The sequence below is a fragment of the Dokdonia sp. Asnod1-B02 genome (genome assembly GCF_045063955.1).
GTDB lineage: Bacteria > Bacteroidota > Bacteroidia > Flavobacteriales > Flavobacteriaceae > Dokdonia.
This window is the reverse complement of record NZ_JBEFNW010000002.1, coordinates 3246251-3270842: the sequence shown is the minus strand read 5'-3', so window position 1 is coordinate 3270842 and position 24592 is coordinate 3246251. Positions and strand designations below refer to the sequence as shown.

At 37.3% G+C, this 24592-nt stretch carries 15 protein-coding genes; 4 read left to right on the top strand and 11 right to left on the bottom strand.

Annotation, left to right across the window (positions count from 1 at the left end):
* Positions 1-64: 64 nt before the first annotated feature.
* Complete coding sequence (locus ACJJVU_RS14600) at positions 65-955, top strand: ABC transporter ATP-binding protein (RefSeq protein WP_405226910.1); 891 nt, start codon at positions 65-67, stop codon at positions 953-955.
* Between the two features lies 1 nt (position 956).
* Complete coding sequence (locus ACJJVU_RS14595; protein ID WP_405226907.1) at positions 957-4637, top strand: M1 family aminopeptidase; 3681 nt, start codon at positions 957-959, stop codon at positions 4635-4637.
* Positions 4638-4735: 98 nt separating this feature from the next.
* On the opposite strand, the gene ACJJVU_RS14590 is transcribed toward ACJJVU_RS14595, so the two are convergent.
* From ACJJVU_RS14590 to ACJJVU_RS14570, 5 genes are all read right to left on the bottom strand, one after another.
* Complete coding sequence (locus tag ACJJVU_RS14590) at positions 4736-6139, bottom strand: TolC family protein (protein WP_405226904.1); 1404 nt, start codon at positions 6137-6139, stop codon at positions 4736-4738.
* On the bottom strand, positions 6136-7491 hold the full coding sequence (locus ACJJVU_RS14585; protein WP_405226902.1) for an HlyD family secretion protein: 1356 nt from the start codon (positions 7489-7491) through the stop codon (positions 6136-6138). The genes ACJJVU_RS14590 and ACJJVU_RS14585 overlap by 4 nt, the downstream gene beginning before the upstream one ends.
* Before the next feature lie 3 nt (positions 7492-7494).
* Positions 7495-9156, bottom strand: a complete 1662-nt coding sequence (locus ACJJVU_RS14580) for a peptidase domain-containing ABC transporter (protein ID WP_298326929.1) — start codon at positions 9154-9156, stop codon at positions 7495-7497.
* Between the two features lie 53 nt (positions 9157-9209).
* Entirely contained in the window at positions 9210-9878 is a 669-nt protein-coding gene (locus tag ACJJVU_RS14575; protein ID WP_298326927.1) for a TetR/AcrR family transcriptional regulator, read from the bottom strand.
* A gap of 131 nt (positions 9879-10009) precedes the next feature.
* Complete coding sequence (locus tag ACJJVU_RS14570; protein WP_405226898.1) at positions 10010-10435, bottom strand: hypothetical protein; 426 nt, start codon at positions 10433-10435, stop codon at positions 10010-10012.
* Between the two features lie 139 nt (positions 10436-10574).
* Here ACJJVU_RS14570 and ACJJVU_RS14565 point away from each other — a divergent pair, with 139 nt between their 5' ends.
* Positions 10575-11414: a helix-turn-helix domain-containing protein gene (locus ACJJVU_RS14565; RefSeq protein WP_405226895.1), complete on the top strand. Its 840-nt coding sequence runs from the start codon at positions 10575-10577 to the stop codon at positions 11412-11414.
* Between the two features lie 47 nt (positions 11415-11461).
* Here ACJJVU_RS14565 and ACJJVU_RS14560 read toward each other — a convergent pair whose 3' ends face one another.
* Entirely contained in the window at positions 11462-12001 is a 540-nt protein-coding gene (locus ACJJVU_RS14560) for a carboxymuconolactone decarboxylase family protein (RefSeq protein WP_298326920.1), read from the bottom strand.
* Between the two features lie 521 nt (positions 12002-12522).
* Between ACJJVU_RS14560 and ACJJVU_RS14555 the strand changes: the two genes are divergently transcribed.
* On the top strand, positions 12523-13209 hold the full coding sequence (locus ACJJVU_RS14555; protein WP_405226892.1) for a hypothetical protein: 687 nt from the start codon (positions 12523-12525) through the stop codon (positions 13207-13209).
* A gap of 114 nt (positions 13210-13323) precedes the next feature.
* On the opposite strand, the gene galE is transcribed toward ACJJVU_RS14555, so the two are convergent.
* The 5 genes from galE to ACJJVU_RS14530 form a co-directional block, all read right to left on the bottom strand.
* Complete coding sequence (gene galE / locus ACJJVU_RS14550) at positions 13324-14340, bottom strand: UDP-glucose 4-epimerase GalE (RefSeq protein WP_405226889.1); 1017 nt, start codon at positions 14338-14340, stop codon at positions 13324-13326.
* Between the two features lie 113 nt (positions 14341-14453).
* Complete coding sequence (locus tag ACJJVU_RS14545; protein ID WP_405226886.1) at positions 14454-16097, bottom strand: solute:sodium symporter family transporter; 1644 nt, start codon at positions 16095-16097, stop codon at positions 14454-14456.
* Positions 16098-16229: 132 nt separating this feature from the next.
* The gene (glpK, locus tag ACJJVU_RS14540) at positions 16230-19409 is read right to left on the bottom strand and encodes a glycerol kinase GlpK (RefSeq protein ID WP_405226883.1); all 3180 of its coding nucleotides are present in this window, start codon (positions 19407-19409) and stop codon (positions 16230-16232) included.
* 38 nt (positions 19410-19447) lie between these two features.
* Entirely contained in the window at positions 19448-21223 is a 1776-nt protein-coding gene (locus tag ACJJVU_RS14535; protein ID WP_405226880.1) for a glycoside hydrolase family 36 protein, read from the bottom strand.
* A 14-nt stretch (positions 21224-21237) separates the two neighbouring features.
* Complete coding sequence (locus ACJJVU_RS14530; RefSeq protein WP_405226878.1) at positions 21238-24519, bottom strand: VCBS repeat-containing protein; 3282 nt, start codon at positions 24517-24519, stop codon at positions 21238-21240.
* Positions 24520-24592: the final 73 nt, after the last annotated feature.

The window sequence follows — 24592 nt, the reverse complement described above, 5'->3', positions numbered from 1 at the left end:
ATATAATTACTTGTAACAAACTCTATATATGTCATACCTATGCTACAACTAAAAAGCAACAGGTATGATTCTCAGTTTAAAGAATGTTTCAAAAACATATAGCAATGGTGTAAAAGCCTTAGATGATGTAACTATAGATATTAAGGCAGGAATGTTTGGACTTTTGGGGCCTAACGGTGCAGGAAAATCATCTCTTATGAGAACCATTGCCACGCTTCAAGAACCAGATACAGGAAGCATAGAGTTTAATGGACTTGATATTCTTAACAATAAAATTGAGTTTAGAAAAACCTTGGGCTATTTACCACAAGAATTTGGGGTGTACCCAAAAATGAGCGCAAGCGACCTCTTGCATTATTTTGCAAGTTTGAAGGGAATTACAAATAAAGCAGAACGTAACGCAATTGTTGATAAAGCACTTGAGGTTACTAACCTTAGTGACGTGCGCGATAAGCATGTTGCAGGTTATTCAGGAGGGATGAAACAACGTTTTGGTATCGCACAACTCTTACTTAATAATCCTAAACTTATTATTGTAGATGAGCCTACTGCTGGTTTGGATCCAGCAGAGAGACATCGGTTTTTAAATGTATTACGTGAGATAGGGACTAATCACATTGTTATTTTCTCTACGCATATTGTAGATGATGTTAAGGAACTATGTACTGATATGGCAATCCTTAATGGAGGAAGAATCTTATCGCAAAGCACACCAAAAGAGCTTGTACAAAGTCTATCTGGGCATATCTGGAAGATAAGTGCTTCTAGAGATAAAATAGATGAGCTACAAAAGCAATATAATGTGATTTCCTCAAGCTTTAATGATGACAATGATCTAGATGTGAGAGTGTATAGCACAACCACACCAGGAGAAGGTTTTGAGCCTGCTGTTGCAACCCTAGAGGACGTATACTTTACTACGTTAAATCAGAACCAACCTGAAAACGTACAGTAATATGTTCAACACAATATATCTACACGAAATAAGAACGTGGTTTAAGAAACCGCTTTTTTACATTTTTGCAGCAATTATGTTTTTGCTAGGTGCCATCCTAATGGCATCTGAGCTGGGTGTATTTGGTAGTGATAATGCCACTGTTACTAGTAACACATATTTAACTAGTCCATTGTCAATTACGGTGATGATGTCCGAACTGTCTTTACTAGCTTATTTGTTAATCCCGTCCATTACTGGAGGCACCATAGATAGAGATTTTAAAAATAACATGCATAATGTTTTGTACTCTTATCCGCTTACAAAGGTGCAATACTTGCTTGCTAAGTTTTCGGCAGCTATAACGATTAATTTACTTATTGCTATTGCTACTCTATTGGGACTTCTTATTGGTTCTATACTGCCAGGAGCAAACGAAGAACTTTTGGGGCCATTTGGACTGTGGAATTACGTGCAGCCATTTGCGTTCATCATTTTTCCTAATGTACTTTTTTATAGTGCTATAGTTTTTGCTATTGTGGTGTTTACACGTAACATAAACATTGGTTTTATGGCGATACTAACTATGATTATTTTAGAACTCATAGTTACCAGTATGTCAGACAGTGCAGATAATAAATTCTGGTACTCGTTGCTAGATCCTCTAGCAGTACTGCCACTGGCAGATGCAACAGAGTACTGGACTCCTGTTGAGCAAAATACTCGTTCTATACCTATGGTGGGAGCATTACTGTACAACCGTTTATTATGGGCGGGGATTTCATTTGCAATCTTATTTGGGGTTATAGCACGCTTTAATTTTTCCCAACATGCAATGACCATTCGTCTTTTTAAGAAAAAGGCGGTAAGAGCAACTAAGAAAAACTTTAGTGAAGTAAGAAACATTGAAATGCCAGCAGTATCTACAGATTTCTCTCTCGTTGGGCAGTTAAAAACATTGTGGCTATTGGTTAAAAGTGACACTAAATATATCATTACTGGCTGGCCATTCATAATTATCACGTTCTTAGCAATAGTACTTACCATTGTAATGATGAGTTTTTCTCAGCTCATTTTTAACACGGCTATACTACCAAAAACATGGACCATGCTTGCAGAGCCTTCTGCATATGTGATGTTATTTTCATTTTTACTTATTCACCTGTATGCTGGATTCTTGATGGATCGCTCCAGAGCAGCTCATCTTAACCAGATAGTCGATGTAACGCCTACAAAGGACTGGGTGTTTCTAGTGTCAAAAGGGTTATCGCTATTTCTCATGACAGGCTTTCTGCAAGTAGTGCTTATTCTTTGTGGTCTAGCATTTCAAACGGCCAAAGGATTTTATGATTACCAGATAGATCTTTATGCATTTCAAGCTTTTTTCATCAATATCTGGAAGTATATTCCGTGGATTTTGATGGCGCTTCTTGTGCATACATTGATTAAAAATAAATGGCTAGGCCTTGTAACTTTATTAGTGCTTGCTGTTGCGATTCCATTATTGCAAAATGCAATTGGAGTAGAGCAGGCTATCTATGATTTTAATTCGGGAGGTACACCTAGTCCATCAGATTTTGATGGTTACGGTTCTGTATTACCCCGTTTCTATACGTTTAGGGTCTATTGGATCTCATTTGGTATTATTCTTTTAATGGCAGCTATTTTATTCTACAGACGCGGTATGGGGACAAATGTAAAAGGTCGTATCGCTTTCGCGAAAGCGAGATTATCTACACCGATCATAGCAACGGCAGTAGTTTCTCTAGTGATATTTTTAAGTATAGGTAGCTACTCTTGGTATGTAAATAACGTGGAGAATGAATTACTTACAGGAAAGGAACGTGAAGAACTACGCGTGCAAGCCGAAAGAGATTTAGGAAAGTATGCGGGAATACCACAACCTAGACTCGTAGCTGTAAATACGTTTATGGATATGTATCCAAAAACTAGAGACTTTAAAGCAGGAGCAACATTTACCATGATTAATAAGGATAGTGTTGCTATAGATACATTACATGTGAATCTCACAGATTACCCTACAGAAATCATGCTAGACAGAGATGCAGAAGTGGTTTATGATAACGAAGATTATAACTATAAGATGTATGCTTTTAGTAAGCCTATGCAGCCTGGAGACACTTTAGTGTTTAAGTTCACCATGCATAATGAGGAGAATAAATTTCTAGATGATAAGTCGCCTATTTCTACCAATGGAACCTTTGTAAATTATGGTATGTTTCCTTCTATAGGTTACAATGATAATTTTGAATTGAGAAACACACAACTACGTGAAAAGTATGAGCTAGCACCTAAGGATCGCTTACCAGATCCAGATGCTCCAGGAGCAAGAGATCGTAGTTATATAGGTGGTTATAGTGACTGGATAGACTTTGAGGCTACATTGAGTACTTCTCCAGAGCAAATAGCGATTGCGCCTGGTTATCTCATTAAAGAGTGGGAAGAGGATGGAAGAAAGTATTTCCACTATAAAATGGATTCAAAAATGCTCAACTTCTATTCTTTCTTAAGTGCAGAGTATGAAGTGATGCGAGAAGAATATCAAGGAATTAATCTTGAAATTTATTACAATCCTGGTCACACTTATAACCTTGATCGTATGATGAATGGTATGAAAAAGGGCCTGGCTTATTATAATGAGAATTATACACCTTACCAGCATAAACAAGTCCGTATCATAGAGTTCCCTAAAGCTTATGGAAGCTTTGCACAGGCCTTTGCAAATACAATCCCTTTTAGCGAAGGGGTAGGTTTTGTAGCAGATGTAGATGATGGGGATCAAGATGCAGTAGATTATCCGCTGGCAATTACTGCGCATGAGCTAGCACACCAGTGGTGGGCACACCAAGTGATAGGAGCACAAGCTAAAGGAGCAACACTGCTCTCAGAAAGTATGTCTGAGTATAGTTCGCTCAAGGTGCTTGAGAAAACCTATGGTAAAAACCAGATGCGTCGTTTCTTAAAAGACGCTATGGATGGATATCTTACGGGTAGAACTGGCGAGCAGATCAAAGAGCAACCTTTAATGTACAATGAAAACCAACAGTATATTCATTACCAGAAGGGGTCATTAGTCTTATATGCTATGAGTGACTACTTAGGAGAAAATGTCTTTAACGGTGTAGCAAAACGCTTTGCAGAAAAATATCAATTTAAAGGACGTCCGTATCCCGTAGCCACAGAGTTTGTGGCAGATATAAAAGCGGTAACACCAGACTCGCTTAAATATCTAGTTACAGATATGTTTGAGACCATCACGCTTTATGATAACAAAGTAGAAGATGCCACTTATACAGAATTACCAGATGGTAGTTATGCTGTACATATAGATGCGATTATAAGTAAGTATCGTTCTAAAAAGAAAGGTAAAAAAGAATATAAGTCCATCGCAGGCGATAGTCTTTCATTTACTCCAGAAGGTGAGGAGGATGCCATTGCATCCTTACCACTAGCAGATTATATTGAGCTAGGAGTTTTTGGCGAAGAGGATGAGGAAACAGGAGCAGAGAATGTGCTCTATTTAAAGAAAGTGAAAGTGAGCGACATCAATAATAGTTTTGATGTTATAGTTGATGAGAAACCAGTAGAAGCAGGAATAGATCCTTTCAATAAATTGATAGACCGTCGTGGTAGTGATAACCGTAAGAAAGTAAAAGAAAGCGGAAGCGACAAGAAAGAATAACTTGTGGTGATTTTTAAAAGTAAAAACCGTAATTCTTCTATAGAATTACGGTTTTTTTATGCTTAGTAATAAGTTGCTATCGCAATGTCATGATGGATTTATAGCCCTGCCGCATTATACAACTTAGCCTTTGCTGTAAGCTCCTTTACAGAAAGTGCATTTGCCTTAAGTCTTGCATCTATTAATTTTTGTTCGCGAGAGTTAATGAGGAATAGTGAACTTTCTCCTAGAAAGAATTTACGCTCCTCTGCTTTTACAAGGGCTTCATAATCTACCACAATCTCAGTGATGAGGTTGTTTTGCTCTAAAAGCGAAGTGATCTCTGCCTCTGTGGCGTCAAGTTTATTTTTGATAGCTAGAGAAGTGGCTGTGCGTTCAAACTCGGCGTCTTGTACTTTAAGCTTAGCAAGATTTAAATCTCCACGTTCCTTACGCAAGAAAATAGGAAAACTTACATCTACAAAAGCCTTGTAATTTGCCGTATTAAAACCATCTAAGCGATCTGCATCTGGTGATAAAAAATTGTATTGCAAGTTTACCTTAGGAAGCAACTTATTTTTCTTTAAAAAGCGATCTACTTCTAGACCATCTATTTTTGCGTCTAGACTTTTAAGCTTAGGGTGATTGTTTAAAAAAACCGAGGTATCTGTAATCCCTGTTAATAATAATGAAGCGTCTAGCACTGAAAGCTCTGGATTTTCTGGATACACTGTTTCTTGTATTTCTAGAGGAATACCATCTATCCATAAAAAATTACTAGCAACGAGTCGTGCTTTTTGCGCATTGAGTGAGGCAGCTTCTAGATCAAGTCTTCTTGTCTGAGCAGTAATTCTGGCCTCTGTGATGTCTATGGCTGCTTTATCACCTTCGGCTACGCTTCTTGTTACGGCATCTAGTCTGGTGGTAGCATTCTTCAAAAATGTATCATAAATGACTTTCTCATTTTCTGTTTCTACCCAGTTAAAATAAGCCAAGCTCGCCTCATAAATTAAGTTGTTTACGAGTAAGTCACGATCTGCGATGGTTTGCTGTTCAAAAAAGCGTGCTTTCTTCAAGGTAGCCATACGTTCATTAATAAGAAGCCCTTGTGCCAGTGCAAAGGAAACTCCGGCGCTATATAATCCATCTTCGGGAACGGTAAGGTTAGGGTTGAGAAACTCACCTGTGTTTTCCTCAAAGCTTCCTTTTAACTCAATTCCGTACCAAGTAGGGATTTTAAAAGTAGCGTTAAGCTGATCAAAATATTCGGTGTCTTTAAATTTTTTACGGTCATAGTCTACCTCAATTTTTGGATCAAAACCTCCTCTTGCTTTAAGTAGATTTGCTTCTCCTGTGCTTAACACTAATTCGGCTTGCTTGATTAATGGATGATGTTGCTTTACATACCCTAAGTATTCCTCAAAAGAAATAGTTTGCGGAGAAAGTACAGGTGTTTGAGCTAGTCCCGCTTTCGCGAAAGCGTAACACAACACAAGTACTGTATATTTTATAAGTAACCTCATTTTTTCTCTTTTCTAGGAGTTAATGTGCCTTCTGGTAAATAGTAATCTGGTGGAAATCCGTTGAGTTGTCTCCATAACTCGTACCAGATAGGAACATCTTGTAGTAAGGCGATTGTTTGTGCTCCAGAGCCTACACGTACATTTTTTGGCCATGCTTCTGCTTCTTTATCTGGCGCGATAAGCACTCTAAATTTTCCATTAGTACTAATGAATGTTTCTACAGCAACTACGGTTCCTCCATAGGTTCCGAAAGAGGCGTCTGGCCATCCACTAAAAACTATTGCCGGCCATCCGTCAAACTGGACGCGTATTTTTTCTCCAGCGTGTATGAGTGGTAAGTCTATAGGTCTCACAAAAGTCTCCACAGCTAGGTCATAGTCGGCTGGCATGATTCCTACTAGTTGCTCTCCTTCTTTAAACGTTTCTCCTAGCCCTGCTTTAATCGCTTTATTTATGAATCCATTTTGAGGAGCCGTGATATACTGCAGCGCGCTACGCATCTCGTAGTTGGTGCTTGCATTTGCTAGTTTGCTCACTTGAGCTTCTGTGTCATATTGCGCACTAGATGCGCTAAACTTGTCACTTTGTGCTTTGCTTATCTTCTCGGCATAGGTGGCACTTGTTCTAGTTATATCTATAGATGCGTTGAGTACATTATTTTGACTTGCGAGTAGCTTGTTGTTTTGAGAGATTAGTTTTGCCTCTGTCTCTTGTAGTTTTAAGCGTTTATCCTCTACATCTGCTGTAGATTTTAAACCTTCTGCCTCTAGTGTAGCAGTACGTTCATATTGTTTTAAGGCAATATCACGATTAGTTGTCGCAGCAACAAGATCAATACTATCACTTTGCACCTTAAAACGAGCTTGCTTTAATTTGTTCTCTGCTTGTTGTAGTTTTAATCCACGTTCGCGCTGCAAAGCTCCTAGCTGATTTTCTAGCGCTATTACTTTAGATTTATAAGAACCTACCGCATTACTCTTTGCATCGCGTTGCTGTCTCGTGCGTTCAGCAAGGAGAGGATCTTGATACTCATTTTTGATTTCAGAAATGCGTAAAATAGTATCTCCTTTTGCTACATAGTCTCCTTCCAGCACGTACCATTGTTCTACACGTCCAGGAATAGGAGATTGTATAGTTTGCGGTCTTTGATCTGGTGTTAAAGTGGTCACATATCCTTTGCCATTCACGTTTTGCGTCCATGGTAAGAAAAGTACAATAACACCTATGATAGCAAATGCTAGCAAAAATCTATTGAAGTATTTATAGTGACGTGCTTTATACGCCTTTGCAAATGCAGAATACCCTTCTACATCTACGGTTTTATTAAGCTGATTATTAGATATGTTAAGCATCGCTTATTTGTTTTTTGAAATGATGTTACCTTTATCTAGCACTATATGTTGATTACACATCTCTTGCCAGTCTTTATTATTACTTGCCACTATAAGCGCCCATGGTCTCTCAGGACTTGCTAGATATGTCATGATCTCTCTAGCTTGTTTTCCTTCAAAGTGTTCTAGAGCATCCTTAAGTAATAATATCCTTGGGTTGTGTACAAAAGCTCTAGCTAGCAGTATTCGTTTAGAGATAGTGTGTGGTATTTTCTGTCCCTCTGGAAATAGTTTAGTTTGCAAACCATTAGGCTGCGTGCGCACAAATTCTTGCAGTCCTACTATTTTGATCACCTCATTTACACGAGTTGTAGAAACATCTGGATTACCAAAACTTATATTTTCAAGAATAGTCCCTTCAAAAGGGTTTTGCTCTGGTAGTACCTGGCCTATTTTTGATCTATAAGCATTAGGTCGCATTCCTTTGAAAGAGAAGTTGTTTACATAGATACCTCCAGAAGATGGCTGTATAACTCCAGAGAGTAACTTTAATAACGTAGTCTTACCAGATCCAGATAATCCTGTTATTAATATGCGATCATTATCTTTTACATTTAAGTCAATCTCATTAAGAATAGCGCCAGTTTCCTGAGTGCTATAGCTTACTTTATCCATCTGGATATCGATAGTATCGTTAATCTCAAAAGGATCTGAGCCGTCTTGTGGTTCCAGTTTTTTATCAACTACTTGTCCTATTTTTTCAAGAGAAGTAAGTACATCATAAAAACTTTCTAATCCAGAAATCAGCTTCTCTACAGAGCTTATAACTAATAAGATAATAATCTCTGCTGCTACAAACTGTCCTATATTCATTTGCTGGTTGAGAACTAGTAAACCACCTATGACTAAAAGCCCTGCCGTAACGAGTACCTTAAAACCTATCATCTGTATAAACTGTATCATCAATACTCTAAAGTGACTTTCACGCGCCTCTAGGTATGATTGTGTGAGCTTATTGTTGCGATTCATAGCAAGTGAAGTACGACCAGAAAGCTTAAAGCTTATAAGTGATCTTGCTATTTCTTGTAGCCAGTGTGCAACTTTATACTTACTCTTAGACTCTGCAAGACTAGTTTCGAGCCCCTTCTTTGCTGTAAACTTGAATACTAAGTACACGAGTATTACAAGTAGAAAACCATAAATGATGAAGAATGGGTGGTAAAAAGAAAGTAGTATTAACCCAAAGAGTATCTGCAGTATAGCCGCAGGAAAATCTAATAAGATTTTTGATAATCCTTTTTGCACGGTAAGCGTATCAAAAAAACGATTTGCCAGCTCTGGTGGGTAGTAATTGTCTAGTTCGCTCATTTTTAATTTAGGAAAGCGATAGGCAAACTCAAAAGAAGAACGAGTGAAAATCTTCTGTTGTATGTTTTCAAGGATGCGTACTTGCATTAATTGCAAGATTCCTTGAAAAGCTACTCCTAAGGTTACTAGAATAACGAGTACAATCCAAGAAGTACTCACTTGAGCGCCTTGAATGAGGTTAATAATAGCTTGGATACCTAGTGGTAATGTAAGCGCTACGAGTCCAGCAAAAATTGCGTAAAATAAAATTTGCTTAATATCTCGTCTATCTAGTTCGAGCATATTTACAAATCGTTGCCAAGGTGTCATTTCTTTCATTGAAAAACGGTGTTTTTCATCTCCATAACAGAGATTTTTGTTTAAATAATATCTTAGTTGATGGCTTTAAAAACCATGTCTGTATAAAACTTTTCTATTGTATTCAATCCTTCTTCTACGTTAGTAAGCGCAGGAAGATGTTTTGAGAAATAACGTTGATGGTGTGCTCCTTCTATCACAGTAGAGATAAGCATGTGAGGAAATGCATACGCTGGGTTAATCTCAAGAACAATATCACTTATGCGTTGTACCACACGTTTATAGGTTTTATAATACCCCTTTGCGTTTTCCTTGTCTACATCCTTTGTGTGGTATGCTTTTGACGATTCTGAGATAATAATACGATGTAGCAACATTTCATTTACATAAGAAATTGCGCTATCTTGAGTAGCATCCTTAGTGATAAGCGCTAGTGCACTTTCAAGTTTTATCTCAGGGTTAGAAACGTTTGTAGTAGAGAATACAAGTTTATACTCTACCCAGCTCCAGTACCAGCTTGTAAGGTAGACTAGTAAAGTGTGTTTACTATCAAAGTATCTGTAAATCGAACTTTCATTTGAGTTAATTGCTACACCTAGTTTCTTAAATGTAAATTTCTCAAAGCCCAGCTCATCAATCATTTCTATACTCTTGCTCACGATATTCCTGCCCAGTTCTGTAGTCTCGGGATTACGCGTATACAACGCTGGATCAATAGTAATTTGTACATGCAATTCTTCCATGCATCAAAGATATGATAGTAATACTATTATAATAAAAAGTTTAACTATTTATTATGAAAATATAACTATCAAAAAAAGCCCTGAGAAGGGCTTTTGATTTTATGAAATAACGCTTTCGCGAAAGCTAAACTTTAAAGAATGCTAGGCAAGGTTGATAAATATCTTGCTATCGTCTTCTCACTGAATTTACTGTACAAAGCATTAAGTTCCATTGGTGTGAGTTGGCTATAAATGCTTGAGTAATTAGTAGCTAAATACATATTGAATTCCTGCTGCTCGTTAGACTTCCTGCTTGCTTTTCTAAAAATTTTGACCAATTCTTTTTTAGAGATTTGCTTCCCATCCACTTTATAAACTGATTTTGATTCTTTGCTTTTATTTAAAAACTGTGTGTAACTAAAGCTTTCGTCATCTATTACTTCTATGGTAAATGAAGATAAAGAGGTCGATGATCTAGAAGAAGATGTTAGCCTGTTTCCATTACTAGCGATGTAATCTTGTGAAAACGTTTGGCCAGTAATTAATATGGATAGGAGTGTGATGTATAGTGTTTTCATAGTAAATTTTATTTATAGCATAGTCTGTTAGTACTACTGTGATTAAAGATTGTACAAAGTTATCGTAAGGTTGCCTGTTATAGTATGGACATACTTCCTAGCCTCTTGTACATTTTGTACATTGTCTTAATTTATATTTATGAAGCTCACATATACATCTATAAAAGAGGATAGCAAACTAGTGCTTACTGACTTTAATTGCGCGCCGTCGCAGCAAATGCTTTCAGACAAAGGAATGTATAAAGTGCTGTGGGCAAAAGACGCTTCTAGGGATATTGTAATTGATGGATACACGCTTCGTTTAGAAAAAGGGCAGCTTATCTTTTGCACGCCACTCAATGTATTAGAGATTACACAGAGTGATGGACTACTAGCGCTAGTTTTTAATAGAGAATTTTACTGCATAAGAGAGCATGATGAGGAGGTTTCTTGTAACGGTTTTCTCTTTTATGGATCATCACAACCGCCAGTAATAACGTTGAGTGATAAGGAACTCAAAAGTTATGATGCCATGTTTTTAATGATTCAAGAAGAGTTTGAGACACGAGATCATATACAAGGGGAGATGTTACGTGTATTACTCAAAAGGTTATTGATAACCTCTAGTAGGCATATAAAAAGCCAATTGCCAGAACCAGAGATGCCTAGCAATCAGTTTGATTTAGTGAGGCAATATCATATTCTTGTAGAGCAACATTTTAGAACCTTGCACAAGGTCTCAGATTATGCAGAGCTGCTCTTTAAATCGCCTAAAACGCTATCAAATCATTTTAAAAACATGGGTGATGCATCACCACTAAAAGTGATTAATGATCGAATCATTTTAGAAGCAAAACGTTTGCTTCTTTACTCAGATAAAAATGTAGAAGAAGTGTCTAATGATATTGGGTTTAACGATGCTGGGCACTTTTCAAAATTCTTTAAAAAGCACACGGGAGTCCCGCCAGGAACCTTTAAAAAGGCAAAAAGCCCACTATAAAGTGAGCTTTTAAACAAAACAATCAATCTAACTAGTATCACTACTATTTACTTGCTCAATAAGGTTACTGCAGGGAAATCTACAGGAATCTTTGTAGTATTATTAATGTAGTTTGAGATAGTTTTATCTCCTACTAATGAGATGGTATCTATAAGATTTTCCTTTGTCCATCCAGCGTTAAAAAAGTTTTCTAAAACCTCTTCACTCGTGTTACCACGATTTTCTGTGATGTTTTGTGATAGCTTAGCTAGTGCATCTAGCTTGGTGTCAAAAGAAGCTTTTCCAGCTCTCAACTCTAATATTTGCTCTGGTGTATAACCATTCATGCCTGCAATAGCAGTGTGTGCAGAAAGGCAATACTCACAGCCGTTAACCTCACTCACAGCTAGATTTACAACCTCTTTTTCCTTAGCCTTAAGGGAACTTGGCGCATTTGCAAAGTCTAGATAGTTTTTAAGAGCATTGTTTGAGTGTGCATATGTTGCATATAAGTTTGGTACAAAGCCCACTGCTTTTTTAAGATTATCAAAAATTCCTTGGTTAGTCTCGCTTACTTCTGCTCTTGTTGGTACGTTAAATGTGCTCATAATTTTAAATTTTTATAATTAGAATATTATTAGTGTGATGTATTTATATTTTTTCTGCGTCGCAGTAATAGTCATCGTTAAAGTTGGTCTCGCAATTAGTTTTAAAAAGTTGCTTTGAGACGCGATTTGTAGTATTTCTAAAAATCTCAATGAGATTAAAAATGGAGTTGGCTTTTGTTTTCATAATGTTGTTACTCTTTTGGTACACAACAATAGACGAGCAGTTACAAGCAACCTTATTGTGTATACTTCCTCGCTTATGGTATATTATTCCCTTCCTTATATTAAAAGAGTTTACTTAGGAGCGATTGGATATTTTGTATTTGCATTGTAGTATCCCGCTTTACATTGCAATTCCTCGCGCCTGGCCGTGCCAGACAGCTGCGGGATTTACATTGCAATCGGGACTAGAGACTACTGCCATTGCATTACTTGGTAATTTATCGTGGTGCAATAATTATATAATTATTAACTATAACGAGACTAGCTTTTGCATACCTTCAAGTAATAAATAATGTACTATGAAAATTAATTTTAAAGTATCACCAGATCACGTAAAAACTATCGAAAAGCTTCCAGGCGCTTGGAGTGTGAATGACTATAAGAAGCTTTTAGAAATTATGGATTATGGCGATACTGCAGGTATGACGGATGCAGAGCTTGAAGAAATGGCGCTTCTTTCCCTATCTGATAATGAAACCAACGATGCTGCCGAAATCGTACTAGAATACCTTTTTAAAGACCAGCTCAATAAGGGGCAAAGAGAGAACCTATCACATGAGATGCTCAATGAGCATCCATGGGAAGAATACTCAGACCTGTCTATGCATGAAACATTTTTTAATGCAGGGCAAATTTTATATAAAGCCTACAACGGAAAGTTTCCACACCCTAAAGCGATACATTTTAATGTTACTTTTAGTGTCAAGAGTAGTATGATGCTTGATGTATTTAAGGAAGATACAGAAGAGCAAGTTATACGAATACTAGCTCAAGGAATGCCAGAAAACACACTTCTCAAAAGACTTTTTAAAGATGAGTTAGCACACGGAGGCTTAACTGATGCGGCAAATATTATCTGGCAACTTAAGAAAGTGTCACAAGAAGAAACGGCTATTACATTTGATGTACTAAGTTCAAACCGATGGTTTGAAGATATTAAATATGTAGAGGATTTTGAGGCAACTATTGACTTTGAACAAGAATAAATAGTACTTGCTATCTCAAACAGGAATTTTTTAAGAGGTGCTTATTAAAAGCTGCACATACAAAAAAAAGCTCTCAGTGTTCCTGAGAGCTTTTTTATTATTACATCATCCTTATCAGGATCTAATTTTTTGCTCCCATTTCCAGGCAGAAGCCATGGCCTCATCTAGTGAGCTTTCTGCTTTCCAGCCTAGTTCATTATTTGCTTTGTCTGTATCTGCATAAGCAGCTGTGACATCACCTTCTCGTTTATCTACAATCTTATATTTAAGTGATTTTTCGGCTACTTTTTCATAAGAGTTGATCACTTCTAATACAGAGCTACCTGTGCCTGTTCCCACATTAAAAACTTCATAATTAGACGTGTTGTTCTCTTTAATGAGCCGTTCTAGCGCAATTACATGTGCCTTTGCAAGATCTACCACATGTATGTAGTCACGTACAGCAGTACCATCTGGAGTAGGGTAGTCATTACCAAAAACAGAAAGCTCCTCCCTTAGCCCTATTCCCGTTTGTGTAATAAAAGGAACCAGATTTGCAGGTACTCCTAGTGGTAATTCACCTATCTCTGCAGTAGGATGCGCTCCTATGGGATTAAAGTATCTTAAGGAGATAGCATTAAGCTGTGGTTGTATACTGCAAGTGTCACGTATAATTTCTTCGCCTACTTGTTTCGTGTTTCCATAGGGAGATGTCGCTGGTTTAACAGCTGCATTTTCTGTGATAGGTAACTCATCTGCCTGCCCGTATACAGTGCAAGAAGAGCTGAAAATAAAGGAAGCTTTCTCCTTTTTTTGTAATTCTTGAAGGATGTAAATTAAGGTGACAAGATTATTTTCATAGTATAATAAAGGTTCCTTTACGCTTTCACCCACCGCTTTTGATGCCGCAAAATGTATGACACCCACGATATCATTATGACGATTAAAAAAGTCTTGCACTTTTGACTTATCACGAAGATCAAATTCTTCAAAAAGAGGAGTCTTCCCCGTAATATTTGAGATACCCTTCAACACCTCTATAGATGAGTTTGAGCAATTATCAATAATGACCACGTCGTGTCCAATTTGTTGAAGTTCAACAACTGTGTGTGACCCTATAAAACCTAGACCTCCTGTTACTAAAATTTTCATTCTATAACCTATTTAGATATCTGCTAAAGTAATTGATTTTGTCAGTCCTCTATTAACACTAAGTACTTAATGATGCCACTTTCCATTTTCGCGAAAGCGGATATTTACCATATTTAAAAAATGAGGTAGGTACTTAATACTAGTAATACGATTAGTGCGCCTACGATGTATGCATATTTCCACGGAGTAGTATCTATCGCTTCTGTTTGCTTAGGTACGTAAATATCTGTTTTAGGTTTTATAGCGCCTACTATGAGCATGATAATCACATTCACCACAAATAGAATTCCCATAATATGTAAAAAATGAGGGAATGCCTCCGCTTTTATGATTGCGAGTTGTGCAGCATCTGTTATGCCATTTGCATCTGCCTCTGCAAGGGCAGTTGCTTGATAGCTAGGTCTCATAAATATGGTACATACGTACATAATTACACCAGCTATTAAAACAATTTTCGCACCGATTGCGGGCACTTTTTTTGTTACAATACCTACAAGTACTACTGCAAGAATAGGAACACTAAGACTTCCTAAGGCTTGCTGGATGTAATCAAATAACCCTGCAGGTGCATTTGCAATAAACGGGGCAATTATCATTGCGATAATAGCAACAACAACTCCAAAAAGCTTTCCAGCCTTTACCGCTTTATGCTCTGAAGCATCGCGGTTAAAGAATTTTTTATACAGATCAAACCCAAATAGCGTTGCACTACTATTTAATAAACTATTAAAAGAACTAAGTACAGCTCCAAATAAAACAGCCGCAAAAAAACCAACAAGCGCTGGAGGTAGCACCTCTTTTACAAGTTCTGGATAAGCTTTATCTGCAGAGCTTAAATCCCCTTCAAACAGGTGCCAAGCTATGATACCTGGTAATACTACAATCACTGGTATTAAAAACTTTACAAAGGCTGCTAGCATCATCCCTTTTTGCCCTTCTTTAAGGCTTTTTGCTCCAAATACACGTTGCAAAATAGCTTGATTTGTTCCCCAGTAATACATCTGCGCAATCATCATACCTGTAAAAATAGTCCCCACAGGAATAGATGATGTTACATCTCCAGTTACATCAAATTTATCTTGATTTTCTGTCCATAACTCGTTCAGACCATCTCCTACACTACCATCACCTATCATTTTGAGACCAAAATATGGGATTAGTAATCCTCCTATTAAGAGACCAACGGCATTTACTAAGTCTGATACGGCTACTGCCTTGAGACCTCCAAAAATCGCATATATAATTCCTATAACACCTATTGTCCACACACAAAGCCAGATTATTGCTCCCTCAGACATACCTAGTAAAGTAGGTAAGTCAAACATAGTGCTGAAGGCGAGCGATCCAGAGTAGAGGATAGTAGGCAGTAATACGATACTAAAAGCGATAAGAAATAATACAGAGAGAATAGCTTTTGTGTTTTCATCAAAGCGTTCTTCTATAAATTCTGGAATCGTGGTGATTCCTTTGTGCATATATTTAGGTAGAAAATAAACTGCTGTAATTACCATTGCAATTGCTGCGAGTGTTTCCCATGCCATTACAAGTATTCCTTCTGAGAAAGCTTGACCGTTAAGTCCAACAATTTGCTCTGCAGAGAGGTTTGTAAGTAATAATGATCCTGCAATTGTGAGTGCGCCTAGACTTCTACCACCTAGGTAGTAACCGTCTGCACTTTTTTCATCAGTACCACGTGTTTTCCACCAAGCGTATCCCGCTACAAGTAATGTAAATCCAAGAAATGAAATGAGTCCCATGTAATTAGGTATTTATTAGTATAGCGTGTAAAATATGACTTTTTAATATAATATTATGAGTTCTATTACGAACCTTTTTACGATATCGTTTTCGCTAGTGTCTTAGTATGAAATATTTTTTTAGAGTTTGTGTTACTCAAATTCTTCCTCATAATATTCACTAGCATCCTTTAAGAGAATATGGAGATATTCATTTTCCTGCAATACTCTCTTTTCATCCCAACCTAAATATCGTATCATATCCTCTTGAACGAGGTCACGGTATTGATGCACAGAGTATATATCAAAATATAATCTACCTGTACGTCGCACAAAAAAGTCAGCTAGGCTGTTTGTCATCTCATGATGGATGCTGTACCAAACTTCTGCACGTATTAAGCGCTCCTCTGGATTTTCATTTAAGAAATAACTCATCTTATCAATGATGGTATTGCTTTGCTTCCCATACGTAGTTGCTAGGTACCAACTTTGATATTCATTTACAATACCTATATGTTCAAGACGCTTTTTAATCTCTTGTTGGTAAATATCTACTTCTACCGTGTTTTTTAAAGGCTCAGAGGTAAGCGGTATTTTTTCTGTGTATGATTTTACGAGGTGTGCTTTCTTCTTCTCTGGCACATCTTTAAGAACGCGATCTATAACTCGCTGTGCCATTTTACGATATCCAGTAAGTTTGCCGCCAGCAATAGAGATCAACCCTGTGTCAGATACAAAAATCTCATCTTTACGACTCAATTCGGAAGGGTCTTTTCCATCTTCATGTATAAGAGGTCTTAGTCCAGCCCAGTTAGACTCTATATCGTCTATCGTAAGATTTACACTTGGGAACATATTATTAGTCGCATCAAGTAAATAGGTTGCATCATCTTGAGTAGCTACAACTCGGTTGAGGTTTCCGCTATAGTTCGTGTCTGTCGTTCCTACGTAGGTCGATCTACCGCGAGGGATGGCAAAAATCATACGACCATCCGGCACATCAAAATAAATAGATTGAGTTAATGGAAAACGCTCTCTAGAAAATACAATATGAACCCCTTTTGTAAGATGTAAATACTTGTTATTCATAGAGTGGTCTTTCTTCCTTAAAAGATCAACCCAAGGTCCTGCAGCAGATATGTAGTGCTCTGATTTTAATTTGAAGCTCCTTTGTGTATTGTGATCATAACATTGTAAGCTTTTTATCTTTCCTTGCTCATCGTACTTAAAGGTTTTCATCTCGCAGTAGTTAATAATAGTAGCGCCGTAGCTGGCAGCTTTCTTTAATAACTCTACAGTAAGTCGTGCATCATCTGTGCGATACTCTGCATAATAACCACCACCCACTAGTTGATTTTTGTTAAGTAAAGGTTCTCTAGAAGCGGTTTCTTCTGCGCTAAGCATTTTACGTTTATCATCGCCTTCTACGTTGGCAAGAAAGTCATAGACTTTTAAGCCTATTGCCGTCATCATTTTTCCGTAGGTACCACCTTCTATAAGTGGAAGTAGCATTTTTTCTGGTACAACAAGGTGAGGAGCTAGGGTGTGTACTATGGCTCTTTCACTACCTGATTCTTGAACAAGTCCTATTTCCATTTGCTTAAGGTAACGCAGTCCACCGTGAATAAGCTTTGTAGATTTATTACTTGTTCCAGAAGCAAAATCATTCTTTTCTATAAGACATACATTCATACCACGAGAAGACGCATCAAGTGCAATCCCTGCTCCAGTAACTCCACCTCCTATAACAATAAGATCAAATTTTTCTTTTTGTGCACGGTTTATCTGGCGCTGCCTGTCTAGCACAGAGAAGCGCAATGGTGTTTCTTCTTGTGTGGTGAGCATCTGGTTTGTAGTGCTCTTTGTGCGTGCTACGGCATTTTTCCAGCCGGTATATTTCTTGTTGCGCTCATATTCAGTGATCGTTGGTTCAAAAATGGAATCTACTTGACGTATCTTAGAAATATCTTTTTTGTTCCAAATACCAACTTGAATTCCAGCTAAAAATGCAGCTCCTAGTGCAGTAACTTCTAGCATCTCTGGACGATCTACAGCTATATTAAGAATGTCTGATTGAAATTGCATGAGGTAATTATTTGCAGTGGCCCCGCCATCTACTCGTAGCGCTTTCATTTGCTTGCCAGAATCTTCAATCATTGCATCGAGAACATCTCGTGTTTGATAGGCAATCGCATCTACCGTAGCTTTGATAATATCTTCTTTGCCTGAGTCTAGTGTTAATCCATAAATAGCTCCTTTTGCATCCATGTCCCAGTAAGGTGCTCCTAATCCTGCAAAAGCAGGAACTACGTATAAATCATCTGTAGCTGCTGTATTCATACAGATATCTTCTGTGTCTCTTGCATGATCTATGAGGTCAAGTTTATCCCGTAACCATTGTACAGATGCGCCTCCCGCAAATATGGAACCTTCTAGAGCATATTTAACTTTGCCACCAGGTAAGCTAGCACATAAAGTGGTAAGCAGTCCATTTTTTGAGGTAACAGGTTTTTTTCCAGTATTCATAAGTAGGAAGCAACCGGTACCGTAGGTGTTTTTAGCTATTCCAGATTTGTAACCTCCTTGACCAAAAAGCGAAGCTTGTTGATCTCCAGCAACTCCACAAATAGGAATGCTGTGGCCGTCTAGTACGATGTTTCCAAAATCTGAGGCGCTATGTTGAACCTTAGGTAGCATTGACGCTGGAATGTTTAATGCTTCTAGCATCTTTTCATCCCATTTTAAGTCTATAATGTTGTAAAGTAATGTTCGGCTGGCATTAGAGTGGTCTGTTGCGTGTACAGCACCATTGGTGAATTTCCAAATAAGCCAAGTGTCTATAGTTCCAAAGAGTAAGTCGCCTTGTTGCGCTTTCGCGAAAGCGTTATCTACATTATCTAAGATCCACTTGACCTTAGTTCCAGAGAAGTAGGAGTCTATAATGAGTCCCGTATTCTTATTCACATACTCTTCTAGATCTTGAGATTTTAATTGTTCACAAATCTCTTTAGTGCGCTTATCCAGCCATACAATAGCATTGTAGACAGGTTTTCCAGTATGTTTATCCCAGACTACGGTAGTCTCTCTCTGGTTAGTAATACCTATCGCAGCAATCTCGTCTATAGATATATCAGATGTTTCGATAACCTCTTTGAAGGTAGCTTGCTGTGCTTCAAAAATCTCTATAGGATCGTGTTCTACCCAACCGTGTTGCGGGTAATGTTGCTTAAGTTCCTTTTGGGCAATGTTTTTTATGGTGCCTTGATGGTCAAATATGATAGCTCTAGTACTCGTTGTGCCTTGATCAAATGCAATAATATATTTCTTTTCCATAGTTCTATGCGCTCTTCGAAGATGATTTCTAAAGTTACTTATTTTACTCTTTTTAAACGGATGATTCCACAAGCAGGAACTAGAATCTGATTGAGTCCTTTTTTTATTTGAATGACAGACTGGCTCACGGTTACTCCTTGAACATCTTTTATAAGGCATGTATAATCTCCATATTCCTCATGACTTTCTAATACAACACCGTCATTTAGACAACCATTGATAATGTCAACTTTGATAGTATCTTCTTTAAAAGGAACTACCTGTTTGTCATAAACCCCTATAACTGTAAGTTCGCTCGAAACTGCTTTAATAATAGGGTAGTTACTAAGGGGATTGTAGGGCGTGATATTTCCTTCAAGAAGCGTGCGTTTATTTTCATTCCAATATTGAGTATAAAAACGGAGCATATTAGTCTCTTCTAGTGTTGCCTCAAAAAGTTTGATAGATAGTTGAGGTACTCCAAATAAGCTATTAATAAGTTGTAGCGACTTTTGTTCTAGTGCCTCATCAGGATGATAGGTGAACATATCTGCATGTGTAGCTGTGGTACCAGACATCATACGTAGGTCTGCTATGCGTATACGATTCATTACCGCGTCACCTGGACAGTCAAAAGCTCTAAACATATTACCATACTTGCGCATGGCTGGACCTACATATTTTTGACGAAACTCAATGACGCAATCTGGTTTAATAGTTTGTAATGTGTTAATTACATCTGTCATAAGACGATCTACAGCTTCATTTACAGAAGAGAAGTCACGACCGTTCTCCATAGTGAGCTCTGTATTTTTATAGGTTTTGAACTCATCTATAAAGTCTAATTTAAAGCCATCTAGGTTCCAGTCAATTAATGCATTTTTATAAAGATCGATTAGATATGCTCTAACTTCTGGATATCTAGGGTCAAATACTGGTGCCCAGCGATGCTCTTCAGTTAGAAACTTGCCTTTAAAACGTTTATATGCTTCACTATGTTTCCCACAGAAAGGAACTGAATACCACAGCGCGATTTTCATACCAGTTGCATGCACCTCTTTTACAAAATCTGCCATTGCAGGTATTCTCTCCGGGCGCCAGTCTCCAGTGTAGTCATAGCCTCGATTATTATCGTTAGTTTGCCAGCCATCATCAAGAATGATAAGCTCACAACCTATGTCTTTTGCTTTGATACATTCTTCTAAAAGAATGGTAGTATCAAGATCTTGGTGAAAATTATACCAAGTAGAATATACAGGCACCTTTGCTAATTCTGGAGTATGAGAAGGTTTTAAATGATCAAAACTCGCCCACCAAGTAGAAACATCCTTTAGTGACTTAGAAAAATGGTGAGCTCTCTCATCTATACGTATAAATGTTTCGTAATGAGCAATGAGATGGTGACGTTCTGGAAAAAAAGTAATGTGTGAATACATCAAGTTATTTTCCTCTCGATAAAGCGTGTTAAGTTGGGTAGTATTTATAGCGTCAGAACAAGCAAATGTAAATACGTTTTGATCATCATGACCAAAAACTCCAATAACTGGTGCATCTACAGAAATACGAGATTCCATATGATCCAGCTCCCAGTCTGCCATGATACGTTTATTAAAGTCTGTTGTGGGTTTCCATACTCCTTTTGTGTTAAGTCCAGGCGTAGTCCATCGCACAGTTACTGGCGCAGGCATAAAGTCGCATTTACTTGTAAAGCTTAGTTTATAGATATACACATCGTTTTCTTGAGTGTGCAGTGTAATTTTAGTATTAAAATCTGTAGTATCTGTACTGATTTCAAATCTATGCTTTTGTGTTACTCTTTCTGTCAGTTCCGTCATTCGTTCGTCCTGTTTTAATTTTTAGAAAAGACTTTTACTTCATTGTTTAGCTGGCTAGCAACAATGAGAAGTTCTCCTTTTTTGTTTTTAAAATGTTGTATGCTGTTTGATTGACCTGGTACAACAAATCCGCTCTTATTGTTTGGGATATATTTTGGCCCTTCAGGTGTTCCTTTAAGTTGTATTCCTATACCAGCATCATAGTTACCATAGTTGGCTTCGGAGGTGAGATTGTTTTGTACGGCAAGTATATCTTTATAACCATCACCATCAATATCTGTAATAAGAAAATCATTAATAGTAGACCGTTGTGCTTGAGGTGGTAATGGATGTAAGATAAATGTATTATCACCTATATTTTCTGCATAGGCGCTTTCAAAAGTGGTGGCGTGTAACGTTTCTTTATCTAATTCTTTGATGTTTAACAAGGTTGTAAAGTCTACTTGCGCAAAATCATGATAGGTGCCGTAGCGCTTTTTTAATACTACGAGTTGCATCATGATATCATCTCTAGTATGAATGGGTTTTAAAACTGGTGTTCCTTTATCTCCGAAATATTGAGCTAAAACTGGATCGATACTTCCGTTATTATCAAAATCTCCATTGTAGACATATATAGGGTTATCATAACTAGGCTTTATAAATCCATTAATACCTTGGTTACCTATAATTAAATCATCATCACCGTCATAATCCATATCTGCAATAGTGATGGTATTCCACCAGCCAGTGGTTTCAATAGGTGTGTTGTCTTCTGAGATAAATTTATTCTCTGCGAGTTGTAAACCTTGTGCGGTGATTCTGTACGTTGTGATTTCTTGCCATTCTCCTACTACATATAATTTCTTACTGTCTTTAGAAAGAGCTGCGTCTTGCGTGATTCCTTTACGATCTAGTTGTTGCTTGATTGTAAATGATTGCCCTTTATTTTCAAGAAGATAGTTGGCGGTACTCAACGGGTATCTACCTGCTAGCACACCACCGGTAATAAAAAGATCTACATCTCCATCATTATCAAAATCTAAAGGAGTTACGCTTGTGCTATTTGTTATAAACTCAGGTAGAGCATTTTTACTTTTAGTAAACGTTCCTTGTTCATTAATTAATATTTCATCTTGTAGATTTGCGGCATCTGTACCTCCTTTACCTATGTAGAGATCCTTGTCACCATCACCATCCATATCAAAAAAGAAGGCTGCACTTATATCTGAATCTTGATTAAATTCTTGTATAATAACAAAGTTCCCGTCATTATTTTCTGATAATAGTACACTAGGTGTTTTTGAATTCCCGCTTATAAAGATTTCATCTCCTGGTTTTTGGTCTGTATTTGCGGTAGCAATGATACCGCTAGTCGCATTAAACTGGTGGGGTAGGAGTGACTGACTTCTAAAATCATTTGCTTGATTTTCATAAACCACATGATCAAGAATGTCTTCTGCCACTAATGAAGTGTTTATTCTCTCAAGTGGAGCGCTGTCTTGAGAATTACTTGATTTATTTATAGTGATTACTTGATTTGAAGCTATGTTCTTTTGGGTAGAAATACTGCCATCTGGCCATTTAACCTCTAGAGAGTCTACTGTGTTTTGTTGTAATCCAAAATGAATTATAGGTTCTACAGAAGATAAATATCCTTTTACAACACATTGATATTGCGACTGGGTTTTTCCATGTTTCCATAGCGTTACTTGAGATCCTATGGCATGTTTGTTATCTGGCGCTCCTTTAAGCTTTATTCTTAGGTAATTTGTACTATCTAATAACGTATTATTCTGAAATATAAATGCTGGCTTATTTATGTTGTTAATCACAAGATCCAGGTCTCCATCTTGATCAAGATCTGCATATGCAACGCCGTTTGAAAAAGAGTCTTCTGGAAGAACCCATGCAGATGATACATCTATAAATGTAGCAGTGCCATCGTTTTTAAATATGTAATTAGGTAATGATATGCCAGGTAGTTCATCTACAAAGCCTCGTAGTTTTTGTTGTTTTGCCTCAGGAGTGCCAAAGGAGTTATTACTTCCTGAGTAATTAATAAAATCTAGATCTGTTATATCCTTAACGTATCCATTTGAGATGTATAAGTCTTTATTTCCATCATTATCAAGATCTGCAGCGAGTGGTGCCCAACTCCAGTCTGTACTAGAAATACCTGCTTGATGTCCTATTTCGGAGAATGGAAGCATCTCTTTGTTATCCATGCCATTATGTAATTGCAAGGTGTTACTCACATATTGTGGCGTGTAGTCATTGCGTTGTGCTAGTAGAAATTTATCATAATTATTAAAGCCTATCATCTTCTTTTGGCGCTCATAATCGTTCGGTAACATATCTACTACGGTAATGTCTGGTAAGTTGTCGTTATTAAGATCTGCTATATCAACACCCATGGCATTAAAGGTGGAGGATGGGATTTCTTTTTTTGCTTTCGCGAAAGCGTACTTCTGTTCCTTACCCTGATTTAAGTATAATACATCATTAGTTATAAAATCATTAGTCACATAAATGTCTGGGAGGTCGTCTCCATTAACATCGGTAATGGCTATGCCTAAACTAAACCCTTTCTCGGTGATGCCTTTAGCAAGTGAGACATCTTTAAAATAGGGATGACCAAGACTATCATTACCTTGGTTTTCTAATAATAGATCTTTAAGATGATTGGGGAATTTACTCTTAGGATATGGTGTGTTACGACTAAAGGTGCTATTTCCGTTTCTTATAATAAAGGCATCGAGGTCACCGTCTAGATCATAATCTAGAAAGGCAGTTTGCTGGCTATATTTGCCATCTGCAAGCCCATATTTTTGAGCCTCCTCTTTAAAAGTAGGATTGTTTTTTTGATTGTTTTTTTGATTTATGAAAAGTAGATTTTTACAATTGTCTTTACAATTTGCTCCACCTACATTAAGATATATATCATCCCATCCATCTGAGTTGATATCTACAATACTTACTCCAGTAACCCATGAGTTTGTTGTGATTTTTGCTTGTGTGGTTACATCTGTAAATTGCATATTTCCCTTATTGAGATAAAGGCTGCTTGATACTTGATTGCCTGTAAAAATTATATCTGATTTTCCGTCATTATTAAAATCACCTATTCCTACGCCACCGCCGTTATAGATGTACTGAAAATCAAGAATGTTTATGCTGTCATTTTCGGTTATTGTATTGTTAAATGTGACACCCGTTGTAGATGGAGCTAACGAAGTAAAATGGTGGTGCCCGATGTTCTCCTTTGTACAAGCACAAAGAAAAAGGATAAGTACAAAACCGATTATTTTTTTCAAGAGATAGTGTGTTTGAAAATCTTGTTTTAGCATCAAGCAGGCCCCTTATGAAAGACCTGCTTGAACAAACTAA

Bases quoted from the DNA above. Each gene is read 5' to 3' on its own strand.
- ACJJVU_RS14600 (WP_405226910.1), top strand. From the start codon at position 65: ATGATTCTCAGTTTAAAGAATGTTTCAAAAACATATAGCAATGGTGTA.
- ACJJVU_RS14595 (WP_405226907.1), top strand. From the start codon at position 957: ATGTTCAACACAATATATCTACACGAAATAAGAACGTGGTTTAAGAAA.
- ACJJVU_RS14590 (WP_405226904.1), bottom strand. From the start codon at position 6,139: ATGAGGTTACTTATAAAATATACAGTACTTGTGTTGTGTTACGCTTTC.
- ACJJVU_RS14585 (WP_405226902.1), bottom strand. From the start codon at position 7,491: ATGCTTAACATATCTAATAATCAGCTTAATAAAACCGTAGATGTAGAA.
- ACJJVU_RS14580 (WP_298326929.1), bottom strand. From the start codon at position 9,156: ATGAAAGAAATGACACCTTGGCAACGATTTGTAAATATGCTCGAACTA.
- ACJJVU_RS14575 (WP_298326927.1), bottom strand. From the start codon at position 9,878: ATGGAAGAATTGCATGTACAAATTACTATTGATCCAGCGTTGTATACG.
- ACJJVU_RS14570 (WP_405226898.1), bottom strand. From the start codon at position 10,435: ATGAAAACACTATACATCACACTCCTATCCATATTAATTACTGGCCAA.
- ACJJVU_RS14565 (WP_405226895.1), top strand. From the start codon at position 10,575: ATGAAGCTCACATATACATCTATAAAAGAGGATAGCAAACTAGTGCTT.
- ACJJVU_RS14560 (WP_298326920.1), bottom strand. From the start codon at position 12,001: ATGAGCACATTTAACGTACCAACAAGAGCAGAAGTAAGCGAGACTAAC.
- ACJJVU_RS14555 (WP_405226892.1), top strand. From the start codon at position 12,523: ATGAAAATTAATTTTAAAGTATCACCAGATCACGTAAAAACTATCGAA.
- galE (WP_405226889.1), bottom strand. From the start codon at position 14,340: ATGAAAATTTTAGTAACAGGAGGTCTAGGTTTTATAGGGTCACACACA.
- ACJJVU_RS14545 (WP_405226886.1), bottom strand. From the start codon at position 16,097: ATGGGACTCATTTCATTTCTTGGATTTACATTACTTGTAGCGGGATAC.
- glpK (WP_405226883.1), bottom strand. From the start codon at position 19,409: ATGGAAAAGAAATATATTATTGCATTTGATCAAGGCACAACGAGTACT.
- ACJJVU_RS14535 (WP_405226880.1), bottom strand. From the start codon at position 21,223: ATGACGGAACTGACAGAAAGAGTAACACAAAAGCATAGATTTGAAATC.